This is a genomic window from Kiloniella sp. (assembly GCF_048259265.1).
Classification (GTDB): Bacteria; Pseudomonadota; Alphaproteobacteria; order Kiloniellales; family Kiloniellaceae; genus Kiloniella.
This window is the reverse complement of sequence record NZ_JBLXHT010000001.1, coordinates 538331-561195: the sequence shown is the minus strand read 5'-3', so window position 1 is coordinate 561195 and position 22865 is coordinate 538331. Positions and strand designations below refer to the sequence as shown.

18 protein-coding genes are annotated in these 22865 nt (G+C 44.3%); 8 read left to right on the top strand and 10 right to left on the bottom strand.

Annotation, left to right across the window (positions count from 1 at the left end; translation table 11 throughout):
• Positions 1 to 159: 159 nt before the first annotated feature.
• Both ACN0QW_RS02665 and ACN0QW_RS02660 read right to left on the bottom strand, forming a co-directional pair.
• Positions 160 to 2952, bottom strand: a complete 2793-nt coding sequence (locus ACN0QW_RS02665) for a bifunctional aconitate hydratase 2/2-methylisocitrate dehydratase (protein WP_417428533.1) — start codon at positions 2950 to 2952, stop codon at positions 160 to 162.
• Positions 2953 to 3139: 187 nt separating this feature from the next.
• Positions 3140 to 3343, bottom strand: coding sequence for a hypothetical protein (locus tag ACN0QW_RS02660; protein WP_085901272.1), 204 nt, complete (start codon positions 3341 to 3343; stop codon positions 3140 to 3142).
• A gap of 63 nt (positions 3344 to 3406) precedes the next feature.
• On the opposite strand from ACN0QW_RS02660, the gene ACN0QW_RS02655 reads away from it, so the two are divergent.
• From ACN0QW_RS02655 to ACN0QW_RS02640, 4 genes are all read left to right on the top strand, one after another.
• Positions 3407 to 4045 carry an alpha/beta family hydrolase gene (locus ACN0QW_RS02655; protein ID WP_417428531.1) on the top strand — a complete coding sequence of 213 codons (639 nt, stop codon included), beginning with the start codon at positions 3407 to 3409 and terminating at the stop codon, positions 4043 to 4045.
• The gene (locus tag ACN0QW_RS02650) at positions 4042 to 4404 is read left to right on the top strand and encodes a TfoX/Sxy family protein (protein WP_417428529.1); all 363 of its coding nucleotides are present in this window, start codon (positions 4042 to 4044) and stop codon (positions 4402 to 4404) included. The genes ACN0QW_RS02655 and ACN0QW_RS02650 overlap by 4 nt, the downstream gene beginning before the upstream one ends.
• Positions 4405 to 4664: 260 nt before the next feature.
• Positions 4665 to 6071 (top strand): class II fumarate hydratase, encoded by a 1407-nt coding sequence (fumC, locus tag ACN0QW_RS02645; protein ID WP_299378986.1) that lies wholly within the window; start codon positions 4665 to 4667, stop codon positions 6069 to 6071.
• A gap of 71 nt (positions 6072 to 6142) precedes the next feature.
• On the top strand, positions 6143 to 6418 hold the full coding sequence (locus ACN0QW_RS02640) for a ribbon-helix-helix domain-containing protein (protein ID WP_417428526.1): 276 nt from the start codon (positions 6143 to 6145) through the stop codon (positions 6416 to 6418).
• 84 nt (positions 6419 to 6502) lie between these two features.
• Here ACN0QW_RS02640 and ACN0QW_RS02635 read toward each other — a convergent pair whose 3' ends face one another.
• Complete coding sequence (locus tag ACN0QW_RS02635) at positions 6503 to 9988, bottom strand: AsmA family protein (protein WP_417428524.1); 3486 nt, start codon at positions 9986 to 9988, stop codon at positions 6503 to 6505.
• Between the two features lie 235 nt (positions 9989 to 10223).
• Here ACN0QW_RS02635 and ACN0QW_RS02630 point away from each other — a divergent pair, with 235 nt between their 5' ends.
• Both ACN0QW_RS02630 and ACN0QW_RS02625 read left to right on the top strand, forming a co-directional pair.
• The gene (locus ACN0QW_RS02630) at positions 10224 to 10556 is read left to right on the top strand and encodes a Rap1a/Tai family immunity protein (RefSeq protein ID WP_417428522.1); all 333 of its coding nucleotides are present in this window, start codon (positions 10224 to 10226) and stop codon (positions 10554 to 10556) included.
• Entirely contained in the window at positions 10549 to 11742 is a 1194-nt protein-coding gene (locus ACN0QW_RS02625; RefSeq protein WP_417428520.1) for an MFS transporter, read from the top strand. The genes ACN0QW_RS02630 and ACN0QW_RS02625 overlap by 8 nt, the downstream gene beginning before the upstream one ends.
• Here the strand turns inward: ACN0QW_RS02625 and ACN0QW_RS02620 are convergent.
• The 7 genes from ACN0QW_RS02620 to ACN0QW_RS02590 form a co-directional block, all read right to left on the bottom strand.
• A complete protein-coding gene (locus ACN0QW_RS02620; RefSeq protein ID WP_417428518.1) occupies positions 11739 to 13190 on the bottom strand; it encodes a sigma-54-dependent transcriptional regulator in 1452 nt (483 codons plus the stop codon). The genes ACN0QW_RS02625 and ACN0QW_RS02620 overlap by 4 nt on opposite strands.
• Before the next feature lie 122 nt (positions 13191 to 13312).
• Positions 13313 to 13657 (bottom strand): Hpt domain-containing protein, encoded by a 345-nt coding sequence (locus ACN0QW_RS02615; protein ID WP_417428516.1) that lies wholly within the window; start codon positions 13655 to 13657, stop codon positions 13313 to 13315.
• A 272-nt stretch (positions 13658 to 13929) separates the two neighbouring features.
• Entirely contained in the window at positions 13930 to 15477 is a 1548-nt protein-coding gene (locus ACN0QW_RS02610; RefSeq protein WP_417428514.1) for a SpoVR family protein, read from the bottom strand.
• A 96-nt stretch (positions 15478 to 15573) separates the two neighbouring features.
• On the bottom strand, positions 15574 to 16878 hold the full coding sequence (locus ACN0QW_RS02605; protein ID WP_417428512.1) for a YeaH/YhbH family protein: 1305 nt from the start codon (positions 16876 to 16878) through the stop codon (positions 15574 to 15576).
• Positions 16879 to 16919: 41 nt separating this feature from the next.
• On the bottom strand, positions 16920 to 18863 hold the full coding sequence (locus tag ACN0QW_RS02600) for a PrkA family serine protein kinase (RefSeq protein WP_417428510.1): 1944 nt from the start codon (positions 18861 to 18863) through the stop codon (positions 16920 to 16922).
• 311 nt (positions 18864 to 19174) lie between these two features.
• Positions 19175 to 20212: a threonine aldolase family protein gene (locus ACN0QW_RS02595; protein WP_417428508.1), complete on the bottom strand. Its 1038-nt coding sequence runs from the start codon at positions 20210 to 20212 to the stop codon at positions 19175 to 19177.
• A 65-nt stretch (positions 20213 to 20277) separates the two neighbouring features.
• Positions 20278 to 20643, bottom strand: a complete 366-nt coding sequence (locus tag ACN0QW_RS02590; protein ID WP_417428506.1) for a hypothetical protein — start codon at positions 20641 to 20643, stop codon at positions 20278 to 20280.
• Between the two features lie 100 nt (positions 20644 to 20743).
• Between ACN0QW_RS02590 and ACN0QW_RS02585 the strand changes: the two genes are divergently transcribed.
• Together ACN0QW_RS02585 and rpoH are read left to right on the top strand one after the other, a co-directional pair.
• Positions 20744 to 21730, top strand: coding sequence for an RluA family pseudouridine synthase (locus tag ACN0QW_RS02585; protein WP_417428504.1), 987 nt, complete (start codon positions 20744 to 20746; stop codon positions 21728 to 21730).
• A gap of 131 nt (positions 21731 to 21861) precedes the next feature.
• Positions 21862 to 22746 (top strand): RNA polymerase sigma factor RpoH, encoded by an 885-nt coding sequence (rpoH, locus tag ACN0QW_RS02580; protein WP_299379005.1) that lies wholly within the window; start codon positions 21862 to 21864, stop codon positions 22744 to 22746.
• Positions 22747 to 22865: the final 119 nt, after the last annotated feature.

Here is a 22865-nt window from a genome sequence, read left to right as displayed (position 1 = left end):
GATAAATGATCAGAGGCTGATGCGAGTGGCATTAAACTAAAAAATTCATCACACACATCTGTCCCCTTTAATTAAATACCCAAGGGGGGACCAAACGAACAACAGGGGCGGCCAAAATGACCACCCCTGCATAAATAAGCTAAAAACCGCTTTAGGCATTTAGAAATGGGCTGACTTTGTATTTCCCGGCTTTGTTAGTGGCGGGGCAAATTTTGTCAAATCGATACCTTCGACAGAGGCTTTATATTCTTCCATTGTCGGTGTTCGCCCCAAGATTGCGGAAAGAACCACAACTGGTGTTGAAGCCAATAGAGATTCGCCCTTTTTATCTTTGGAATCCTCGACAACCCGCCCTTCGAAAAGACGTGTAGAAGTGGCAAGAACCGTATCACCCTTGGCAGCCTTTTCCTGGTTCCCCATACAAAGACTACAGCCAGGTCTCTCAAGATAGAGAATATTTTCGTATTCTGTACGGGCCTCAACTTTCGGGGCTGCATCGTCAAATTCAAACCCAGAGTACTTCTGCAGAACAGTCCAGTCGCCTTCTTCCTTCAACTCATCAATGATGTTGTAGGTCGGGGCTGCAACAACCAGAGGCGCCTTGAATTCAACACTACCGTTTACTTTTTCAAGATTACGGAGCATCTGAGCTACGATTTTCACATCGCCTTTGTGAACCATACAGGAACCCACAAAGCCAAGATCTACTTTTTTCTCTGCCTGATAGTAAGAAATTGGTCTGATCGTATCGTGAGTGTACCGTTTGGAAACATCAGCATTGTTTACATCAGGATCGGCGATCATCGGCTCGTCAATTTCATCCAGATCAACAACGACTTCAGCAAAATATTTCGCGTTGGCGTCAGGTGTCAAAGCGGGTTTCTCGCCTGATTTAATCTCGGCAATACGCTTTTCAGCAATCGCGATCAGACCATGGAGCATTTTGTTATCGTTCTCCATGCCCTTGTCGATCATTATCTGAATACGTGATTTTGCAATCTCCAGAGATTCGATCAAGGTTTCATCTTCAGATACACAGATTGACGCTTTGGCTTTCATCTCAGCCGTCCAGTCTGTGAAGGTGAATGCCTGATCTGCCAGCAAGGTACCGATATGCACCTCAATAATGCGTCCTTGGAAGACGTTATCGCCAAATTGCTTGAGCATCTGTGCCTGTGTCGCATGGACCACATCGCGGAAGTCCATGTGATCAGCCATGGTACCTTTGAAGGTTACCTTTACAGACTCTGGGATCGGCATGGTCGCTTCACCTGTGGCCAAAGCCAAGGCAACAGTACCTGAATCGGCACCAAAAGCGACACCCTTTGACATACGCGTGTGGGAATCCCCACCAATAATAATAGCCCAGTCATCAACCGTAATATCATTCAGGACTTTATGAATCACGTCGGTCATAGAATGATAAACATCTTTTGGATCACGCGCAGTTATCAGACCAAACTTGTGCATAAAGGCCATCAGCTTGGGCGTGTTTTCCTGCGCCTTAAAATCCCAGACCGACGCAGTATGACAACCTGACTGATAAGCTCCATCGATCGTTGGGGACAGAACTGTTGCAGCCATAGCTTCGAGCTCTTGCGAGGTCATTAGGCCAGTCGTGTCTTGAGAACCGACAATATTAACCTTCACACGCACATCGGATCCGGCATGCAGAACAACACCGGGACGAACACCAACAGCATTTGCATTGAAGATTTTTTCAACAGCAGTCAGGCCCTGACCTTCATGGTGAATTTCTTTTGATTGTGCAAAAGCAGACTTCAGTTCAACGCCCAGTGTTTCACAAGCAAAAGTCTGGAGCTTTTTACCGAAGACGATAGCATAAGAACCACCCGCCTTCATAAACTCAACTTTCTGTGGGCTAAAAGAAGACGCCACATCAGCAAGATTTTCATCACCAGCCTCATTGAGAAGCTTTTTGTCTTTTGTGTTGATAGTGAGAACGGTACCTGTTTCTACAGAATATTTTTGTTCAAGGATCGGATTACCGTCATTGTTCAGAATTGGCTTGCCTTCGGAATCCAGCTTTTTGACCCAATTTTTCAGATCAATACCAATACCACCAGTTACCCCAACAGTTGTCAGGAAGATCGGAGAAATACCGTTTGTACCTGCAACAATCGGTGCAAAATTAACAAAGGGAACGTAGGGACTAGCTTGTTTACCTGTCCACAAAGCGACATTGTTCACTCCGGACATACGGGAAGACCCAACTCCCATGGTGCCTTTTTCAGCAATCAGCATGACCCGCTTATCAGGGTGCTGCCTCTGCAATTCCTGAATTTCTGCTTGCGCTTCTTCAGAAATAAAACACTTACCGTGTAGTTCACGATCTGAACGAGAATGCGCCTGATTACCCGGTGACAATAGATCGGTGGAAATATCACCTTCGGCAGCAATGTAGGTAACAACTTTAATCTCTTCGTCTACATCGGGGAGTTTAGTAAAAAACTCTGCCTTGGCATAGCTTTCGAGGACATCACGAGCCACGATGTTTCCGGCATCAAATGCTGCCTTCAAACGCGCCATATCTGCATCATAAAGGAAAAATTGAGTTTTCAGTACATCCGCGGCTTGTTTCGCAATCGATTGATCATCACCAAGGGCGAGATCAAGAAGAACCTCAATCGAAGGCCCGCCCTTCATATGCGAAAGTAGCTCAAAGGCAAAGGAGGGCGTAATCTCTTCAACGCTCGCTTCACCAAGAATAATATCTTTCAGGAATTTCGCCTTTTCCCCTGCCGCGCTGGTCGTACCAGGCAAGGTGTTATAGATGAAATACTTTAGAGAATCTTCTCTGTGTTCATTATTCGGATCTTTGATTTGAGAAATAACTTCTCTTGTAAGCGCATCATCTTCTATAGGCTTAGGGTTTAATCCCTGTTTTTTGCGCGTTTCAATTTCTTTTAGATAATCTGTATACAGGCTCATGGTTATCCCGACGTCTGACGTTAGATACATTTATTGAGCATCGGATTTTTGTAAGGGACTATGTAGAACCCGAAATACTCTTTGTATGTCGTGGTATAGCAAATTGATGCCGCGTTGCAATATATTCTGCGGTATGGGCACAAGCTTGTCTTGGCCTTTCCCCCACTAATACAGTGCCTTTCGCGTTCTACTTCTTCTCAGCGCGGCCCATCGTTTTGGGGTCCCACTTAACAACTTTTTTGGGTTTCTCGGGTGTGGCGAGAATAGAGTCATTATTCTGACCGACCTGGCTGGCAAATTCTTCAAAACGCCGACGCATTTCTTTCTTCTCTTCAGAATTCATGTCCTGAACAGACTTGTCAGATAAATCTTTCTGGCGAATATCACTCATGCTCTATACCGTAGATCTGTGCATCAAAAGTCATAACCTGTTCTAAATATACATGAAAGCATCATGACAAGCATCCATTTTTTACAGAACGGCCCAGAAGCAACTCTCAATACGAATAAGGTAACTATCCTTTTTACCCACGGATCGGGCGCCCCTATGGATACCGATTTTATGAATTACTTCGCTGAAAAGTTAGGGAATCAAGGCCACAATATTATCCGGTTTGAATTTCCCTTTATGGCAGAGCGTCGAACAACCGGGAAGAAGCGCCCACCGGATCGAGCCCCTAAATTATTAGAATTCTGGCAACAGGTAATAGATCAACACCCTCAGCGCCCTCTTTATATAATGGGGAAATCCCTTGGCGGGCGCATGGCCAGTATGATTGCGGATGAAATGAATGTTACTGGTACTATCTGTCTCGGCTATCCCTTTCACCCCCCTAACAAACCAGAAAACACCAGAACCGCACATCTTGAAAATGCCAAAACACCCTGTCTAATCATACAGGGCACACGTGATCCGTTTGGAAGACCAGACGAGGTTGAGCATTATAGTTTATCAGATAAAATAAGAGTCTACTGGTCAGAAAACGGGAATCATAACTTAAGTCCGCGGAAAAAATCAGGTCGAACAGATGAGCAAAACTGGTCAGAGGCTCTTGCCGTTATAAACGCATTTATCAACGAGACAAATTCATGAGTAAGACTTTACCTAGCTGTGTCGAAGAAACAATAAATCTCTGCCTTCCACTGGGTGAAATCAGAGTTAAATCAATGTTTGGCGGACATGGTCTTTATTTTGAAGACATCATGTTTGCTCTAGAGGCCTTTGGCAGCATCTATTTGAAAGCGGATAAAAAAAGCGAAGTCCTTTTTATTGAAGCTGGGAGTGAACCTTTCACGTATGGAGGCAAAAACAAACCAATAAAAATGTCATACTGGCTTGTCCCGGAAACAGTACAAGAAGATCCAGAAGAATTCATTCATTGGGCCGAACTGGCTATTGCCGCATCAAAACGCGCTCATACGAAAAAGAAACCTAAAAAGATAAAACGATAAAACGATAAACTCTGTCTGCTACGACTCTGTTCTATAAACAATCAAGTAACCTTGGAAAAATAGAAGCAACTCGGGATAACAAAAATAAACAGAAATAAAGGAATAACCGTCATCGAAAATAATTAGTTCAGTTAGCCTGTTTTTCCGTGACGCAATCTGTGTATACTGCGGCGCAACATTACAACTGAACAGATAACAGACAAACCTGCTACTGCTCAATTATCAAATCAGCTGCCAGAGAAAGTTAGGGAGCCACCAGCATGTCCGATCAAGGCAACATTCGTATTGAAACAGATTCCATGGGCGAAATAGACGTCGCAGCAGACCGTTATTGGGGTGCTCAGACTCAACGCTCGCTTCAGAACTTCAAGATCGGTGGCGAAAAAATGCCACCTGCACTGATTAAGGCACTTGGTACACAAAAACTTGCTGCTGCACGCACGAACATTGAACTAGGTGTGTTGGATAAAAAGCTCGGCGAGACGATCTGCCAAGCCGCACAAGAAGTTATCGACGGAAAGCTGACGGATCACTTCCCGCTGGTTGTCTGGCAAACAGGCTCTGGTACGCAGAGCAACATGAATACTAATGAAGTCATTGCTGGTCGCGCAAATGAAATCCTGACTGGTGAGCGTGGTGGAAAATCCCCTGTGCATCCAAACGATCACTGCAACATGGGGCAGTCATCAAATGATACTTTCCCATCGGCAATGTCCATCGCGGGTGTAAGACAGTTAAGTGAGGAAACTATCCCTGCACTGGAACGGCTGCACGCTTCTCTTGATGCCAAAGCCAAAGCTTATGAAAAAATCATCAAAATCGGCCGCACACACCTAATGGATGCAACGCCCCTGACCCTGGGGCAGGAATTTTCCGGCTACGCCAAGCAGATCGAATATGGCATTGCCCGGATCAAAAATACACTTCCACGCCTTGCTGAACTTGCGCAGGGTGGCACCGCTGTTGGTACCGGTTTGAACTCTGTCGAAGGTTTTGCTGAAAAGTTCGCGGCTCAGGTTTCAGACATTACAAAGCTACCATTCACAACAGCACCAAATAAGTTTGAAGCACTTGCAGCACATGACGCCATTATTGAGGCATCAGGTGCGTTAAACGTTCTTTCAGCTTCCCTGATGAAGATTGCCAATGACATCCGCATGCTTGGTTCTGGTCCACGTTGTGGCCTAGGCGAGCTACTATTGCCTGCAAACGAGCCGGGTTCATCCATTATGCCCGGTAAGGTAAATCCAACCCAGGCCGAAGCGATGACAATGGTTTGTGCACAGGTTATGGGGAACCACACAACAATTACTGTAGCCGGATCAAACGGACACTTTGAACTCAACGTTTTCAAACCCGTGATGATTTACAACTTGCTGCAATCTGCCAAGCTGATTGGGGATGCCTGTGACTCATTCCGAGAAAATTGTGTTGATGGTATCGAAGCAAACGAAGAGCGCATCACAACCCTGATGCAACAATCCCTCATGCTGGTGACGGCCCTAAACCCGCATATCGGCTATGACAACGCAGCAAAGGTTGCAAAGAAGGCCTACGTCGAAAACAGCACACTTAAAGAAGCAGCTGTAGCACTCGGCCTTTTGACAGCAGAAGAGTTTGATGAAAAGGTCCGCCCTGAAAACATGGTCGGTCCCCGTAAAGCATAAGTAGATTTAAGGCGGGTAGTAGATCCATATCTGCCCGCCTTATTTTTCTTTTGTTGCATTAAGAGAACGACATGGTTCTGGACTTCAAATCAGAAGAAATCAAAAAACGTTCCGTAACTATATCCGGGCACCGAACCAGCTTTAGTCTGGAAGAAGGCTTTTGGCAGGAAATAAAGCTGCTCGCAAAGCGCGAAGGCTTATCGCTCAACCAGTTTGTTGAAAAAGTCGACGAAGCCAGAACAAGTAACCTTTCAAGCGCGCTTCGAATTCTTGTTCTCAATCACCTCAAAAAACGGCTTGAAGACAGTAATAAAGATACTGCGTCTGAACCTATCTCAGAAAAATAGAGCGCCTTTCCAACGGAAAAACACTCTATTTTTTTATGTTCGATTACCTTACCCAGTAATCACTTCAAACGAAAAGGCTAAGGCTTAGCCACCAAGTTCCTTAAAAAGTCCCTTCAGAAGTTCTTTGGCTTTCTTTTTCTTGGACTTCTTGTCCTCAACAACTGGCTCATTCTTTTGCTCAACAGGTTCCCCCGTTACTTCTGGTTGCGGTTCGGAAACGTCTTCACTTGGAACTTCGCCACCCAAGAGCTGATTGATTGTATTAGACTTGTTTGATTGCAGGAACTGACCTTTGACCCTTGGGTTCGGCTTATCTAAATCCCCCTTCAGATGAACGGTTAAATAAGGTTTAGTCGGGTCTTCACCTTCACGAAACAGGTCACTTTGACTTTCAATCAACCATGCTGGTAAATCCACTGTGGCTGCCGTAAAAACCGATGTTCGATTGCCATCAACTCGAAGGTCTTTGGTAACAAGAACACCATTATGAATCGTATACGTCCCCTTCAACTGAGCGGGATGTCCTGCGAACGATTGCAACAATGTTGTCGTTGCATCTCCAACGCCTTGAATTCCCTTTAGCTTCGAACCAAGGACGCCAAGCAGCGCTCCGCCAACAACTTCTTTGGTTTTAACTTTTGCGGTTAAAACACCATTAATCTGACCGTTACCATTCAATGCCTGAACAAGATCAGCTTCGGACCTGCCTTTTGTCGTAATCTTACCTTCAACGGAAACAGGGCCTGATACTCTTTTGAAATCAGCCATATCCCGAAGCAACGAACCACTATCAATATTGTCACCCTTGATATCCATATCCACAAGAATCTGATCCCGGCCATCAACAGTGCCTGTTGCTGTAATTCCACCACCATAGGCAACGCCTGAAAACTGGGAAAGTGTCAAAACACCATCCAGCAACGTCGCTTTTGCCTGCACATCTGAGATACTTAAAGCATCCTTCTGAACGGTATCAGATATAAGCGAGATCTCGGCATCCAAAGAAGACAATCCGGACAGATCCATTCTTTCCTGTGACCAGCGCCGGTTCAATCCAGCAGAAACCGAGCTACCACCACCGCTTGCGCCACCTGATGCTCCGCCCTGCCCTGGTTGAGGCCAAAGGCTATTCAGATTCAGTTGACCTGTCATCAGGTTAGCTGTCACCTTCGGTTTCGCACCTTTTAAGTTTGCGACGACACTCCCTTGAATACGAGTATTGGCAATGGTTCCATCAAGTTCTGACAGTTCGACTTCCCCCGGTCCCGCCTTGACGACAGATTTAACAGAAACCCGCCCCCATTGTGGATTTGCCGAAGCTTCAGGATTAAGTCTTTTCACAAGCTGTGCAGCATCAGGGTGATCAATAACCACCAAACCTTGATACAACGAGTTGGTCCCTGGCTGAATCACACCTTTAGCCTGATAGGACCCACCTATTGCTGCCCCAAGCAGGTCAAGCGCTAGATTGTCTTTAGTCCCTTGAACATTACCACTAATCTCTAAAGAGCCCAGCTGGGGCATTCCCTTAATTTTATCTTGCCCGGCAAGCGTCAAAAGCTTTGGAAGGTCAGCAACCTTGGCGATTATTGTCGTATCGAAAGAAGGCGTTTCCGTCTCAATCTGTTTGATCGCACCTGATAAAGCGAGAGATGACCCCTCAATATCATCCAAAGACGCATTTCTTATTTGAAGATTACCTTGTTGCAAAGTGGCATCCAGCTTCACCCCGCGAAGCGGAATACCTTGGTACACGGCTTCCCCCAGAGTAATATCCAGGTTAGCATCCAACCGCCCTAACAACGATTCCGATTTATTTCCGTTAGCTGATGCTTTCTGAGTTGATGAATTGCTATTATCAGCCAAAGAAGAATCGTTAGACAACTCAGCATTCTCGTTTGTTTTATCGGATGATGCCTTTGTTTCACCTATCTTGTAGGCATCCAGATCTATTCGATCAATAACAACACGTGCCCCAATGCCTAAACGATCACGAAGCGCAATTGTAGCCGCCCCATCCAGATGAGTAACATCTAACGTAATGGAGACCGGATTTAGAACGATCTGTTCGGGCCTCAAGCTAAAGCGCAGCTTACCATCCAACCGTCGCAACCTGTCATTGGGGACATCAGGAACATCTAATTCAAGCCATGTCAAAAGTCCACGCAGATCCTCTGTCCGCGCGTTCAATTGCCCATTAACTGTTTGATTTTGATAATTGGCAGCAAGAGCTATTTGGCTTCCACTTGGAAGTTGAGCGCTTAAATTCTGAATCTCGAACACACCATTCCCGAGGCTGGACTGCAAAACCAAACCACGCACAATTCTTTGATTGTAAATAATATCATCAATACTGATTTGCGCCTGAAGAGAAATTTCAGGGGAAAACGTTGGCCACGAAGATTTAGAAAGCTGTTTCGTACCTTGGTCAACTTCTGACGTTGAATGTCCTGTTACCGCATTGTTCTCATCGGAAGTACTTTTTGTGGCCGAGATCTTGTTCTTTTGGATCGCATCTTGAACAGTGAGAATATCATCCAGGTTCACTCTTGGGCTTGCCAGATTCATCGAGATATCGAAACCGCCTTTCAGACCAGCACTAACCGTGCCAGTCACTTTTTGCGCCCCAACCCGAAAGGTAAGATCATTCACAGAAAGCTTGTTAAGGTCACCCTCCAGCTCAGCAGATATTTCAAAATGACTGTCCGCACTTGTTTTGACATCAACCTTAAACAACTCTGAAATCAACGACCCCAGATCACTTCCATCCCCGTCAAATTTTCCGCGATAGGAAGTACTGTTGACATGACGAGAAACCAGGCCATTAAACTTTAGCTTTGCTTCGGAATCAGGTAGGCGGATACCTGCATTAATTGCGGTTGCTCCTTCGTCGGCAAACTGGCCCAAATCCAATTCAATCTCTGTACGCTGCCCTCTCAACAACAAATCACCACCCAGAGTAAAAGGACCTGTGAGACTTTTTGCAGCTACCTCAACATTAATCCCTTCAAAAGTCTCCTGAACATTGCCATCTCTATAATGGACGGTACCGTCAATAATTCGAAAATGATCAAGCACAACACCGGAAAAGAAGGTGCTATCAGCTTCGTCTTCATCACTATCTAAAGCGTTATTTGGGTTTAGTGCAAGCCCGCCATCTGCTTTCTCTTGAGTAATATCCACAGGCGAGAAAACCCAGTTTCCCGAACCATCTGCAAACTTCTCAACATGTATGATAGGTTTTCTTAAAATAACCTCATCAACCCGAAGTCGACCACTCAACAATGGGAAAACAGCAATTTTCACCCCCAATTCATCAAGGGAAATCATTGTGTTTTCGTTGGATCTTGGGTCGTTTTCCAATCGGACATTCGCCGCAGAAAAACTTGGCACAGGGAGTATTCTAAGGTGAAGATCCCCCTCAATATCCAAAGTTCGTCCCGTATGAGCATAAACTTGCTCTGTTATGTCGCCTTTATACTGGTTCCAGTTAATAAAACCTGGCCCAAATAGCACGCCACCAATGACGAGAAGTAATATTATGGATATTGAAATCGTAAATTTGCGCACGATCCAACCTTTTATGATGTTTTATGTTTATGGTTTTGTGTAAAAAATCACACTCTATAATTGTTAAGATCTAAACTACTCATAAGCTTCTGTTTAATCAATCGTTTGCAAGAGAGACCTTTATTTAAATTGCGTTATTTCAGATAAATCTGCACATTCCCCGCAAAAATAAACCATCGCGTGCAATTCCGTGATAAACTCGGCTTTCAACACTTTTATAACCAGGTACGACATTTTGCTTAGAACATTCATTATTAGTTTTTTTACCCTCGTTTCCACCAATGCTTTTGCAACCCAACAACTTACGAATAAAGAGCTTGCCCAGCTATGTAATTCCGAAGACCGATGGTTTGGCGGTCTGTGTAACGGATATATTACAGGTACGGTTGAGAGCCTGTTGGAAATGAGAGAACAAGGACTGATTGCAGAGGCATTTTGTTTTCCAGCGAACACACAACGCGGTCAATTCATTGACGTCATTAGGCTGTCTCTTACAAAAAAAATCGATACCCAGCCAGCATTTGAAAGCATCGTATTAACATTAAGGGAAAAATATCCGTGTGAATAAAGCCACAAAGGAACAAGAACTAACTTCTAAACGCCCCCGCAACTTCAAAGATTTGATCGCAGTTATTTCCTGCGTATCTATTGCTGGAATTAGTATGGGGTTTACGCTTCCTTTGATGACGATTTTACTTGATCGCGATGGGAGTAGCGGATCATTTATTGGTCTTATCGGTTCCATGCTTGGAATCGCTATTGTACTTTTTTCCCCTTTTGTCCCTACCTGTATTTCCTATCTCGGCATGAGAAAATTTGTCATCATTTGTATGCTTGGCGAAACACTCATGTTTGTTTGCCTGCTTCTCTTTCCAACACCAGTTTCCTGGGTTCTCATCCGCTTTGTTATGGGCATGGCTGTTGCCGGGATTTTCATTGGCAGTGAAAGCTGGATTAATCACCTGGCCATCTCATCTCACCGTGGACGCATACTCGCCCTTTTCAATATTTCCTTAGGCCTGGGCTTTGCTTCCGGCCCTTTACTTCTCGTTATCACGGGAACTGATAGCTGGCTTCCCTTTATAAGTGGTGCCTGTATTTGTTTCCTCGCAACAATTCCTTTACTGCTGGCACAAGATCCAGAGATGGATTTGAAAACCCCGAGCAGCTTTAATCAATTTTCATTTATATTGATCGCCCCTGCATATTGTGCTGCGGTTGTTCTTGCTTCGGGAACAGAAACCCTAATGGGAACTTTTTTTCATTACTACGGTTCCAGAGTAGGATATGCACAGCCTGATATGCATGTCATGCTAACCTTGTTTTTTCTTGGTGGCCTTGTCTTCCAATACCCAATCGGCTGGCTTGCCGATCACATAAACATTCCGCGCCTACTGCTTATTCTAGGAATGATTTGCATGTTATGCATCATCCTGACATTCCAATTTTCCCATATGATTTTCGTGTTTAAATTCCTTCTATTTTGTTGGGGGGGAATTTTAACATCTATCTACAACACGGTTCTTACGGCTGTTGGGCACGAATATAAGGGAGCTGATTTGATTGCGGCAAATGCATCATTCGGATTTCTATGGGGGATAGGCGGATTAATGCCTCTTGTTGGCGGGCAAGCAACACAAGCCTATCAAGGAGAAGCTTTGATATACGTTTCACTGGCACTAACGATGCTCTTTATCATTTTGATGGTTGGTACGTTGATAAACCCGAAAGCAAAGAAGAAAAACTATAACTAGGGTGTTTTCTTCGCCAATTCTTTCCACTGGGCCTTCTTACGATAGATTGTCGAAGGATTGATATCCAGCAAACTTGCTGCTTTTACGATATTACCATCACACTTTTCTATGGCACCTTCGATTGCGTCTTTTTCAATCATCCAAAGCGGTAAAACTTCTGCTAAATCTGTCGCTGGTGTCGCCTGATCGGTTACGAAAAAATCGGTGGCGTCAGGGATTGAGCTTCCAAGATTTCCATCATCACTTGCGGTAACACTTTCCTTATATTGCACAACACTCGAATTTTGACTACTTAACGACGGCAGCATATCAGCGGTTAAAACCTTGCCTTCGTTCAAGACAATTGAGTTTCTTATGACATTCTGCAGTTGGCGAATATTCCCAGGCCAATTGTAATTATTAATCACTTCCGCTGCTTCAGAAGAGAAGATGGAAAACTCTTTGCCTTCTTCTTTTGCATACTCAACTAAAAAAGACTTGGCAATTTCCAGAATATCCTCGTCACGATCTCTTAACGGCGGAAGATGAATAGGAATAACATGAAGGCGATAGTATAAATCTTCACGAAACCGTCCCGCTTGGACTTCTTGCAAAGGACTACGGTTGGTCGCACAAACAATTCGAATATTTACTTTCTCCAATCGAGTACTACCGACTTTGTGAAAAGTGCCACTTTGGATAAAGCGTAAGAGCTTTGTCTGCAGATCAAGATCCATTTCGCAGATTTCGTCCAGAAACAAAGTCCCGCCATCCGCCTGTGTCGCAGCACCGTCCCTGTTCCCGATTGCCCCCGTAAAGGCCCCCTTCACATGACCAAAGATCTCTGATTCCATTAAGTCCTTTGGTATTGCCCCGCAATTAAGGGGGATAAATGGCTTTTCTGCACGGGGGCTACACTTATGAATTGCTTCTGCACAAACTTCTTTTCCTGTACCGCTTTCCCCTGTGATGAAGACCGTTGCCTTGGAAGCCGCCGCAGAATCAATTGTACGATAAATGGACTGCATCGCAAAGGAAGAGCCAATAAACCCATAAAAATGCGTTCGCTCTTTAATGGCTTCAACCATCTCGGATAGCTGCATATGCTTCAAGGCATTTCGCACCGTGACGATTAGTCGATCGGCAGAAAACGGTTTCTCAAGGAAATCATAAGCCCCCAAACGCATTGATTCGACGGCGATGTTCACAGATGCATTTGATGTGATAATAACCACAGCGATCGGTAATTTTCGCTCCTGCACCATACGCAAGATTTCAATACCATCCATGTCAGGCAATTGCAGGTCTAGCAGAATAACTCTGTATCCGCCGCCCTCCAGCTCATGAAGAGCTTCTTTACCAGACATCACCTGAGTAGATTCATAGCCAGAACGCTTTAAATAACTTGTATAAACAGCAACAAGCGATGCCGTATCTTCTACAAGCAAAATAGAGGGTGTGTCTGTCATCAAATATCGTACCAATCGGATGATTATTCAGCTAAACAAGAAAACATTGATGATACGAGGGAACATACGCCTTGCCAAGCTTACAAGAGGCCCAAGCAGTACAAGACAAGGCGCACATTCTTCTATTTATCCTTATAGGCTTCCATTGTTAAGGCCCCGATGGCATCAACACCTATAACAAGCTCAATCGCGTGCTCATGATTCCCACGTCGACAAGATTCATTAATAAGCCGCATACGTTCCTGTAGCCGAAGAGCCCCAAAAGTTCCACTGACACTTTTTAAAGTATGACTTTCCCTTTCTAACTCTGTGCTATCATGTACTCGTGCTGCATTAAGAACACCTGCGAGATGCGTCCTTAAATCGGCAAGAAACTGTTCGATAAGAAAGGGAATCGTTTCTTCCCCAACTTCATTTGACAAGGACTGAATAACCACCTCATCACGTATAGGATAAGTTTTATCCAATTCTTGCGTATCTATTTCATTAATCGAGCTAATTGTCCTGTGCTCCCCTCTGAAATCGGTGTGGCAAACACCGATATTTCAAGATGATTAATCCTGACAGTTAAGTTTTGAACACGTGTTGCTAATGAAACTTGTTTCCAAATATAGGCAACAAAAACAAGCGTCTTCAACGACTCATCAAGAATAACAGCTAGCAAATAATTAAACAGTATAAAAGTTGGGCTTTATACATATCCTCTGCGCGCCCCTGACGCCCCTTGGAAAACCAAGTTTCAACAAGCGGTAACATCATAAGTCGCGAGAATTTTTCCTGTAAGGGCATCCTCGCAATAAAGACTAACATCATAGCCCCACAATTGCGCTATTCTACGCATCACCTGTTCAGCTTCTTTGCCATCAATTGGTACATCGTCGTGCACCATGTGGCGTAAGGTAATCGCACGATCTCCCTCAAATTCAACATCAGCAACCTGTATATCCAATGTCATCGCTGAAACAGTATGGGATTTAGCCAAAGCACTCCGAACTTTTTTGTATCCACGGCTATCATGAATGGCTTCGACTTTTAAGTGTGGAAGGGACGAATTGTCGTGTATCTGGAACAATCTAAAATCCCGGATCAGCTTCGGGCTTAAAAACTGCAAGATAAAACTCTCATCCCGATAGTTTGCCCAGGCATCTTTAAGAACTTCAATACCATTGTTGGATCCTGCTATGTCGGGGAACCATTGTTTATCTTCATCTGTTGGTTCATGACATATGCGGTAAATATCCTGCATCATCGCAAAACCCAAAGCATATGGGTTTATCCCGCTCCATCTCTGATCATCAAAATCTGGCTGGGCCACGACCCTAGTATGATAATCAATGAATTCCAGCATTGCGCCTTCGGTGATTAGGCCTTTATCAAATAGTCTGTTCATAATGTAGTAATGACAAAAACAGGCACAGCCCTCGTTCATAACTTTGGTTTGCCTTTGCGGGTAAAAATACTGGGCGATATTTCGAACAATACGCAATATTTCTCGCTGCCAATCTTCCAGTACGGGGCTATGTTTTTCAAAAAAATAAAGAAGGTTGGCTTCAGGCAACCCAAATTTAGCCATGTTGGCTTCCTGACGTTGGCTTTTCACTTCACCATCCTCAACGTCCGCTTCATTATGCGGCAATGTACGCCAGATATCTCTATAATCACCGCGTTTATGCTCTTCACGATCGTCTATGCGCTGTTTCGCCATCTCACGAGACATAGGAACAGGCCTTGAATAGTGATCAACCGCGTTCTCGCGAAGAGCATGTGCCGCATCCAACAATTCTTCCACGGCTTCGACACCATGTCGCTCTTCACACTTATTGATGTATTCACGGGCAAAATGCATATAGTCCAGAATAGCTTCTGCATCTGTCCATTGTTTGAATAGATGGTTATTTTTGAAGAAATGATTATGCCCAAACGCAGCGTGGGCGACGACCAGTGCCTGCATCGTCATGGTGTTTTCTTCCATGACGTAGCTGATACAAGGGCTAGAATTTATAACAATCTCATAGGCAAGGCCCCGCATACCTTTGCGGTAGTAAAATTCGTCCTGAACAAAGCTTTTACCAAATGACCAATGATTGTACATTAATGGCATACCAATACCTGAATAGGCATCCAACATTTGTTCAGAGGTAATAACCTCTATTTGATTCGGATAAACATTCAACCCCAACTCAGTATTTGCGATTTCTTCTATGGCATCATAGACACAATCGAGCTTCTCAAAGCTCCATTCCCCACCTTCATACAGCGGCTTCTGTACCTCTTGTGCCTTTGCCATAAGAACTCCTTTCTAATACTGTCCTGACCATCAACCGCACAAAAATACCAACTCATCGGGCTTTTTGTTTCACGAGATATTCAGCTTTCTTTCGTATTAATTTTCCCCGGCATCCTCTTTTGAAAATAAATCCCTAAAAACAGGAAAAATATCATTCGGTTTGACAACTCTTCGCATGGCAAATTGTTCAAAACCCCCGGTTAGTTGAGCATAAATCCGCCAAAGATCGGTCATGTTTTGTTCGTCTTTGAAGATCTCAAGCTCTTGCTCATCCATAACCTCAATATAAGCAAAGTACTGACAGGCCGGCAGGATCACATCGCCCATTATGGCGAGGCATTTTTCCCGATCACTTGCAAAGTTGTCGCCATCAGACGCTTGGGCCGCATAGACATTCCAGTCGCCAAGGGGATAGCGATCTTTTAGAACTTTCTGCATTTCTTCCAGTGCAGAAGAAACAATGGTTCCCCCTGTCTCTCTGGAATAAAAAAAAGTCTCTTCATCAACCTCTTTTGCCATGTGTGTATGGCGAATAAAAACCAGCTCAACCCGTTCGTATTGGGTCGAAAGAAACAGATGCAAAAGCATAAAGAACCTTTTTGCCAGATCTTTCATGCTTTCACTCATTGACCCGGAAACATCCATCAAGCAAAACATCACAGCGCGTGTATTCGGTTTTGGAATTTTTGTGAACGATTTGTAGCGAACGTCCAAGGGGTCAATGTAGGGAACAAATCGACGACGATGCTCTAGCAATTCAAGTTGCTCGTGGAGCTCTTTTAGTCTTTTGGTTTTCCGCCCCCTCGCCTCAAGGTCCAGTATCTCTTCACGAAGTGAGTTAAGTTCCTCACTTCCTGGCCGTTTCATCGAAATTCGACGGGCAAGGCTATGCCGCATCGTTCGCTTCAAATCAAGATTACTAGGTGATCCGACGCGTACATATCCAACTCGCTGCTTCTCAAACTCAACTTCTTCTTTCAGTGACGTTTTCACCAGATCTGGTAGCTCCAGATCTTCAAAGAAAACATCCAGAAACTCCTCTCTGGACAAAGAGAACTGAAAGCTATCTTCTCCCTCTCCATCCTCACTGGCTTTTTTACCGCCCTGTCCCTCACCACCTTTTGGCGGACGCTTTATCTGATCCCCGGTAGAGAACTCTTTATTGCCCGGCAAAACACGATCATGCTTGCCTTTAGAATAGTCATACTTGAAACGCGGTTCGTTTAACCCCTTAGAGGGAATGGTTATCCGGCCATTATGACCTATATCGGTCACTTTCCCGCCATTAACAGCCTCTTTTACGGCTTTGCGTATCTGACTTTGAGCACGACGAATAAACCTCTGCCGATTGGGTAAACTCTTGCCCTTTGGATTTAGTCGCCTATCAATAAAATGCATCATGCTGTTAGTCCACCTATCCATTGCCTCGCAAGATCATCTGACTAACCCGCTTTATTCACACGCATATACCAATCAACCAAACGATGAACCTGTCGCTTGCTATAGCCACGGTCAACCATCCGATCGACAAATTCATTGTGCTTGGATTCAGTCTTTTTATCTTTTTTCGATCCGAAAGAAATCACTGGCAACAGGTCTTCCACCTGACTGAACATCCGTTTTTCTATTACTTCTCGTAATTTTTCATAGGATGTCCAACGGGGATTGTGCCCTTTGTTGTTAGCCCGGGCACGTAGCGTAAATTTCACAACCTCGTTCCTAAAGTCTTTCGGGTTTGAAATTCCCGCCGGCTTCTCAATCTTAGACAGTTCCTGATCCAAGATTCGAGGATCAAGCAATTGTCCCGTATCAGGATCTTTGAAATCATGCCCTTCAATCCACGCATCAGCATAGGATATGTACCGGTCAAAAAGATTTTGCCCAAAATCTGAATAGGATTCCAAATAGGCCTTTTGAATTTCATTCCCGATAAATTCGGCGTAGCGGACAGATAAATAGCCTTTGATGAATTCAAGATAGCGTTTCTCTATTTCATCAGGGAATTGTTCACGCTGTATTGCCTGTTCCAACACGTACATAAGGTGCACTGGATCGGCGGCAACTTCATTCGGATCATAGTTAAATGTCTCGGCCAAAACCTTGAAGGCAAAACGAGTAGAAACACCATTCATACCTTCGTTCTGTCCAGCAGCTTCCCGGTATTCCTGAATCGGTTTTGCATTCGGATCGACATCTTTTAGATTATCGCCATTATAGACCCGCATCTTTGAGAAAATATTGGAATTTTCATGTTCTTTTAAACGCGTCATCACACTGAACTGTGACATCATTTCCAATGTTGACGGTGCACAGTGGGTATCATTAAGGTCGCTATCTCTCAGCAGCTTATGATAAATATCAGCCTCTTCATTAGCACGTAAGCTATAGGGAACCTTGATCACGCAAACACGATCAATAAAGGCTTCATTGTTTTTATTGTTCTTAAAATTTTGCCATTCAGATTCATTTGAATGCGCCAGAATAATACCCTGGAAAGGTATCGCCCCCAGGTTTTCCGTCCCCACATAATTACCTTCCTGCGTCGCAGTCAGTAACGGGTGCAGCATTTTAATCGGCGCTTTAAACATTTCAACAAATTCAAGCAGACCCTGCGTCGCCATGTTCAAGCCACCGCTATAGGAATAAGCATCTGAATCGTTTTGGCTATAATATTCCAGTTTGCGAATATCAACCTTCCCGACAAGGGTAGAAATATCCTGATTATTTTCATCACCAGGTTCTGTTTTGGAAATACAAATTTGACGGAGTTTTGATGGATACATCTTCACTACCGTAAACTTGGAAATGTCACCTTCAAATTCTTCTAAACGTTTAAGTGCCCATGGAGATATCAGCCCTGTCAGGCGATGTTTGGGAATGTGATACTTGTCCTCAAGAAGATCCCCCATTGTCTCTGGATTAAACAAGCCAAGAGGAGATTCAAAAATAGGGCTAATATGATCACCCGCTTTCAAGACATAAACCGGACAATTCTCCATTAAAATCTTTAATCGCTCAGCAATTGAAGATTTACCGCCACCAACTGGTCCCAATAAATAAAGGATCTGTTTTTTTTCTTCGAGGCCTTGAGAAGCGTGTTTAAAGAAACCAACAATGCGTTCTATGGTTTCCTCCATACCATAGAACTCGCTAAAACTTGGGTAGCGCTTGATCGTCCGGTTCATAAAGATCCGGCCCATACGCTCATCCTGACTTGTGTCAAAAATCTCAGGCGTACCAATAGCATCCAGCATTCGTTCTGCTGTTGAGGCATACATAACCCTGTCTTCCCTACACCCAGACAAGTAGTCCCTCAACGACATTTCGCTTTCTTGCCGGCTACCGTATAGCTCGGAATAGGCGTCGAAAATATCGGTCTTGGGCATTATGACCTCCTCTATATATTGGCTTAACCTGAAATGCGTTCCTTCATAAAAACAGCCTTCTATCGCTTCTTTACACAACAATGAGATTTTAGGAGGCTGAACTAAAACTCATAAAGGCGGGTATCAAAAAAACACAAAACGAATGCACGATACTCTAATCTTTTGATACTACTCTTATATTTTTTACGTTCTAACCTGCGAGCTGGATTAACTATTTTCTCTTTTATTCTAAAAAATAAAAAACCCCGGCTAAACCAATAGGCTAAACCGGGGCTATTTTTCACTATTTAGTTATTATAAAAGCAGGAGCCTTAAAGGATTTGTCCCCGCGCGATTTCAACGAACCGATCAACATCAGCTTGGCTCGAGTTAAAGGACATGACCAAACGAACCAAAGACCTTTTTTCTCCTGGTATCATTTCATAAAATTCAAAACCTGCTTCCTTCAAGGCACTGACCATCACCCTTGGCATTGTCAGAAAAAGTATATTTGCTTCGACAGGATGTACGAATTCAATTGAGGTGATACCAGACAGTCCCATCGCCATACGCTTCGCCATACCATTGGCTTGCATGGCATTTCTTTGCCATAAATTATTGTCCAGATAAGCAGTCAGTTGAGCAGACAGAAAACGCATTTTTGAAATAAAATGTCCGCCGCGTACGCGCCTGTTTTCAAGTTCCTTTACATTTGGCTTTCCGAAAAACACAACTAGCTCAGCGCCCATTGCTCCGTTTTTTGTCGCCCCGAAAGAAAGGACATCGACCCCGGAACGCCACGTAAGATCAGCGGGCGAGCAATTGGTTCCAACGACAGCATTTGCAAACCGGGCACCATCCATATGAACCTTGAGATTATTCTCTTTGGCAACTTCTGCAATCGCCATAATTTCATCTGGCCGATAAAGCGTTCCAGCCTCAGTTGTTTGGGTCAGGCTAACCAAGCTGGGTTGCGTATGACGAGGGACACCGCGGCCAAAAATTGCGTCTTTCAGCGACAATCCCGTAAACTTACCATGATCACCGGGTAAAGGAATGAGCTTTGCGCCACCCGAATAAAATTCAGAAGCCCCGCATTCATCAGTATTGATATGTGCTTCTTTATGACAATAAACCGTGCCGTAGGCTGGGGTTAAATAAGAGATAGGTAAAACATTGGCCGCAGTTCCACTAATAACAGGGAACACTGTCACATCTGTCTCGAAGATTTCAGCAACTTTATCTGATAAGCCATCTGTCCACTTATCCGCGCCATAGCTCATCACAGCATGATCATCATTTGCTCTGATCATCGCATCCATGATTTCAGGCGAAACACCCGTGACGTTATCTGAGGCAAAGTTCGTCATACTGCCTGTTCCATCTATTCTTTAATCAACATTTTAAAATACATCTAGTTATCTTATTAAGGATATCAGTTGCCCGAAATATCAATCTGCCACCCCCCTATTCTAGTGCCATTGCTACTGTCATAAATATCCACACGCTGACAATCGCGTGTTAGTTCGCCATCAAAACGGAAAAGAACCGTATTCCCTCGTAATTGCGCATCAGCCAAGCGGCACCCTGCGGGAATTTTTACCTCGATAGAGCCAAAGCTCTGACCCGAAACTTTCAAGTCCTTGCCGATAACCTGCGATTCAGAAATCAGTTCAGCATCATTGGGCTTTTTTGATAGAGTCCCATCACTTAACCTTGTCGAAATTGTATAAATAACAACAGCAAAACCAACAACCAGCAGAATAGTCATTATCGCAACGGCTATCTTAATAGCTTTCATCTTAATCAACCCACGAGTAAAAGGAAGTCATGTAATAAGCGAGCAAAGCCTGTTCGGCAAGCCAGAGCAGTCTGTAAAGAGAAGCCAATACGAGGAAAACATGCCAGATAACGGCAATAACACTGATCATCCACAGATCTACAATTTAATCGTTTCAGATGCAGAAAAAAAACAACGCCTCGACCGCTTTCTCGTGAACCACCTTCCTGATCTGTCCAGAAGCCGGTTGCAAGCGCTTATTTCTGAAAGCTGCCTCGCCATTGACGAAGCCATAATTGAAACACCGAATTACCGTTTAAAGCCGGGTCAAAAATTAACACTGACCGTTCCCTTAGCAGCTGATCCAGAACCGATAGCACAAGATATCCCGCTCGATATTATATATGAAGATCCTTACCTTCTTATTGTAAATAAACCATCAGGCATGGTTGTTCATCCCGCCCCAGGAAACAGCGATGGAACATTGGTCAACGCCCTGCTCTATCATTGCGGAGATGATTTCAAAGGCATTGGGGGCGTACGTCGCCCCGGCATTGTGCACCGTATTGACAAGGACACCAGCGGTTTGATGGTTGTCGCCAAAACGGACGAATGCCATCAGGGTCTGGTACAACTTTTTGCCACACACGATATAGAACGCAGCTATAACGCAATTGTATGGGGGTTCCCCAAGCCCGCTGCGGGTCAAATTCAAGGAAATATTGGCCGTAGCCCAAAGAACAGAAAGAAGATGGCCGTTGTACCTAGGGGTGGGAAAACTGCTGTAACCCATTATAAAACCCTGGACGTACTTTCTAATGGCGCGGCAAGCTTAATAGAGTGTCGCTTGGAAACAGGGCGCACCCATCAAATTCGCGTACACATGACCCACATAGGCCACCCGCTTCTCGGCGACCCCCTTTACGGCAGTCAAAGCCAAAGCAGGATCAAGAACCTTCCCGAAGAAGCACAGGTGCTAATGAAAACTTTCAATAGACAGGCGTTACACGCCAAAACACTTGGATTTGTTCACCCCATAACAAAAGAAAACCTTTCTTTCTCCAGCGAACTATCAAGAGATTTGAAAGATTTGATTATTAGTTTATAATAATTAAAAATCGCATTTAGAATTAAGTTACCTCTTGTGCACCGCGGCATGACACACCATATCTAGCATCACGCAGAGAAATGTCGTTGTGAGCATCGCATCATAACTAGCTACTAAAAGGGGAACGCAAAATGGTATCATCAAAAATCCCAGCCCTGACACCAGAGGGAAACCTGTCGAGATATCTTCAGGATATTCGTAAGTTTCCTATGCTAGAGCAGAATCAGGAATACATGCTCGCCAAACGCTGGCGTGAACATGACGATACAGATGCCGCACACACACTTGTGACCAGTCATCTACGTCTCGTTGCAAAAATTGCAATGGGCTATCGCGGTTACGGGCTACCCGTATCGGAACTAATTTCCGAAGGCAACGTCGGTATGATGCAGGCCGTAAAACGCTTTGACCCGGAAAAAGGTTTCCGTCTCGCCACATATGCAATGTGGTGGATCAGAGCATCAATCCAAGAATACATTCTGCACTCTTGGTCTCTCGTCAAAATGGGGACGACTGCTGCGCAGAAAAAACTGTTTTTCAACTTGCGCAAACTGAAGGGGCAAATGTCAGCTATTGATGAAGGAGATCTGTCACCTGAACAGGTAACTCACATCGCCGACACCCTCAAAGTTTCAGAAAACGATGTCGTTCAGATGAACCGCCGCCTTGCTGGTCCGGATAACTCTTTGAATGCTCCCTTACGCATTGATGGCGACGGAGAGTGGCAGGACTGGTTGGTTGATGAAACAGAAAGCCAGGAAGTTCAATTTGCAGAGTCTGAAGAGCTCACAAAACGTCGGGCTTTACTTGAAGATGCATTGCAAACACTGAATGAGCGGGAAAGACATATCCTTCAAGAACGTCGTTTAAAAGACAACCCTACGACACTAGAAGATCTTTCTCATGTTTATGACATCAGTCGTGAACGCGTCAGACAAATCGAGGTCCGTGCGTTCGAAAAATTGCAAAAAGCGATCAAGAATGCTGCCATCGAACAAAAGTTAGCCATTTCATAGGTCAACATAAAACACAAAAAAGCCAGTTGGATACGTCTAACTGGCTTTTTTATTGTCCAGTAAGACAGTCTTTCCCAAACACCGCAATCTCCTTATAAAAATTTGCTGGAAAATAACGT

Excerpts from the sequence above, each read along its gene's own strand:
- ACN0QW_RS02650 (WP_417428529.1), top strand. The coding sequence starts at position 4,042 with ATGAGTAAGACTTTACCTAGCTGTGTCGAAGAAACAATAAATCTCTGC.
- ACN0QW_RS02610 (WP_417428514.1), bottom strand. The coding sequence starts at position 15,477 with ATGGCAAAGGCACAAGAGGTACAGAAGCCGCTGTATGAAGGTGGGGAA.
- ACN0QW_RS02605 (WP_417428512.1), bottom strand. The coding sequence starts at position 16,878 with ATGATGCATTTTATTGATAGGCGACTAAATCCAAAGGGCAAGAGTTTA.
- ACN0QW_RS02590 (WP_417428506.1), bottom strand. The coding sequence starts at position 20,643 with ATGAAAGCTATTAAGATAGCCGTTGCGATAATGACTATTCTGCTGGTT.
- ACN0QW_RS02640 (WP_417428526.1), top strand. The coding sequence starts at position 6,143 with ATGGTTCTGGACTTCAAATCAGAAGAAATCAAAAAACGTTCCGTAACT.
- fumC (WP_299378986.1), top strand. The coding sequence starts at position 4,665 with ATGTCCGATCAAGGCAACATTCGTATTGAAACAGATTCCATGGGCGAA.
- rpoH (WP_299379005.1), top strand. The coding sequence starts at position 21,862 with ATGGTATCATCAAAAATCCCAGCCCTGACACCAGAGGGAAACCTGTCG.
- ACN0QW_RS02655 (WP_417428531.1), top strand. The coding sequence starts at position 3,407 with ATGACAAGCATCCATTTTTTACAGAACGGCCCAGAAGCAACTCTCAAT.
- ACN0QW_RS02665 (WP_417428533.1), bottom strand. The coding sequence starts at position 2,952 with ATGAGCCTGTATACAGATTATCTAAAAGAAATTGAAACGCGCAAAAAA.
- ACN0QW_RS02620 (WP_417428518.1), bottom strand. The coding sequence starts at position 13,190 with ATGACAGACACACCCTCTATTTTGCTTGTAGAAGATACGGCATCGCTT.
- ACN0QW_RS02585 (WP_417428504.1), top strand. The coding sequence starts at position 20,744 with ATGCCAGATAACGGCAATAACACTGATCATCCACAGATCTACAATTTA.
- ACN0QW_RS02660 (WP_085901272.1), bottom strand. The coding sequence starts at position 3,343 with ATGAGTGATATTCGCCAGAAAGATTTATCTGACAAGTCTGTTCAGGAC.
- ACN0QW_RS02595 (WP_417428508.1), bottom strand. The coding sequence starts at position 20,212 with ATGACGAACTTTGCCTCAGATAACGTCACGGGTGTTTCGCCTGAAATC.
- ACN0QW_RS02600 (WP_417428510.1), bottom strand. The coding sequence starts at position 18,863 with ATGCCCAAGACCGATATTTTCGACGCCTATTCCGAGCTATACGGTAGC.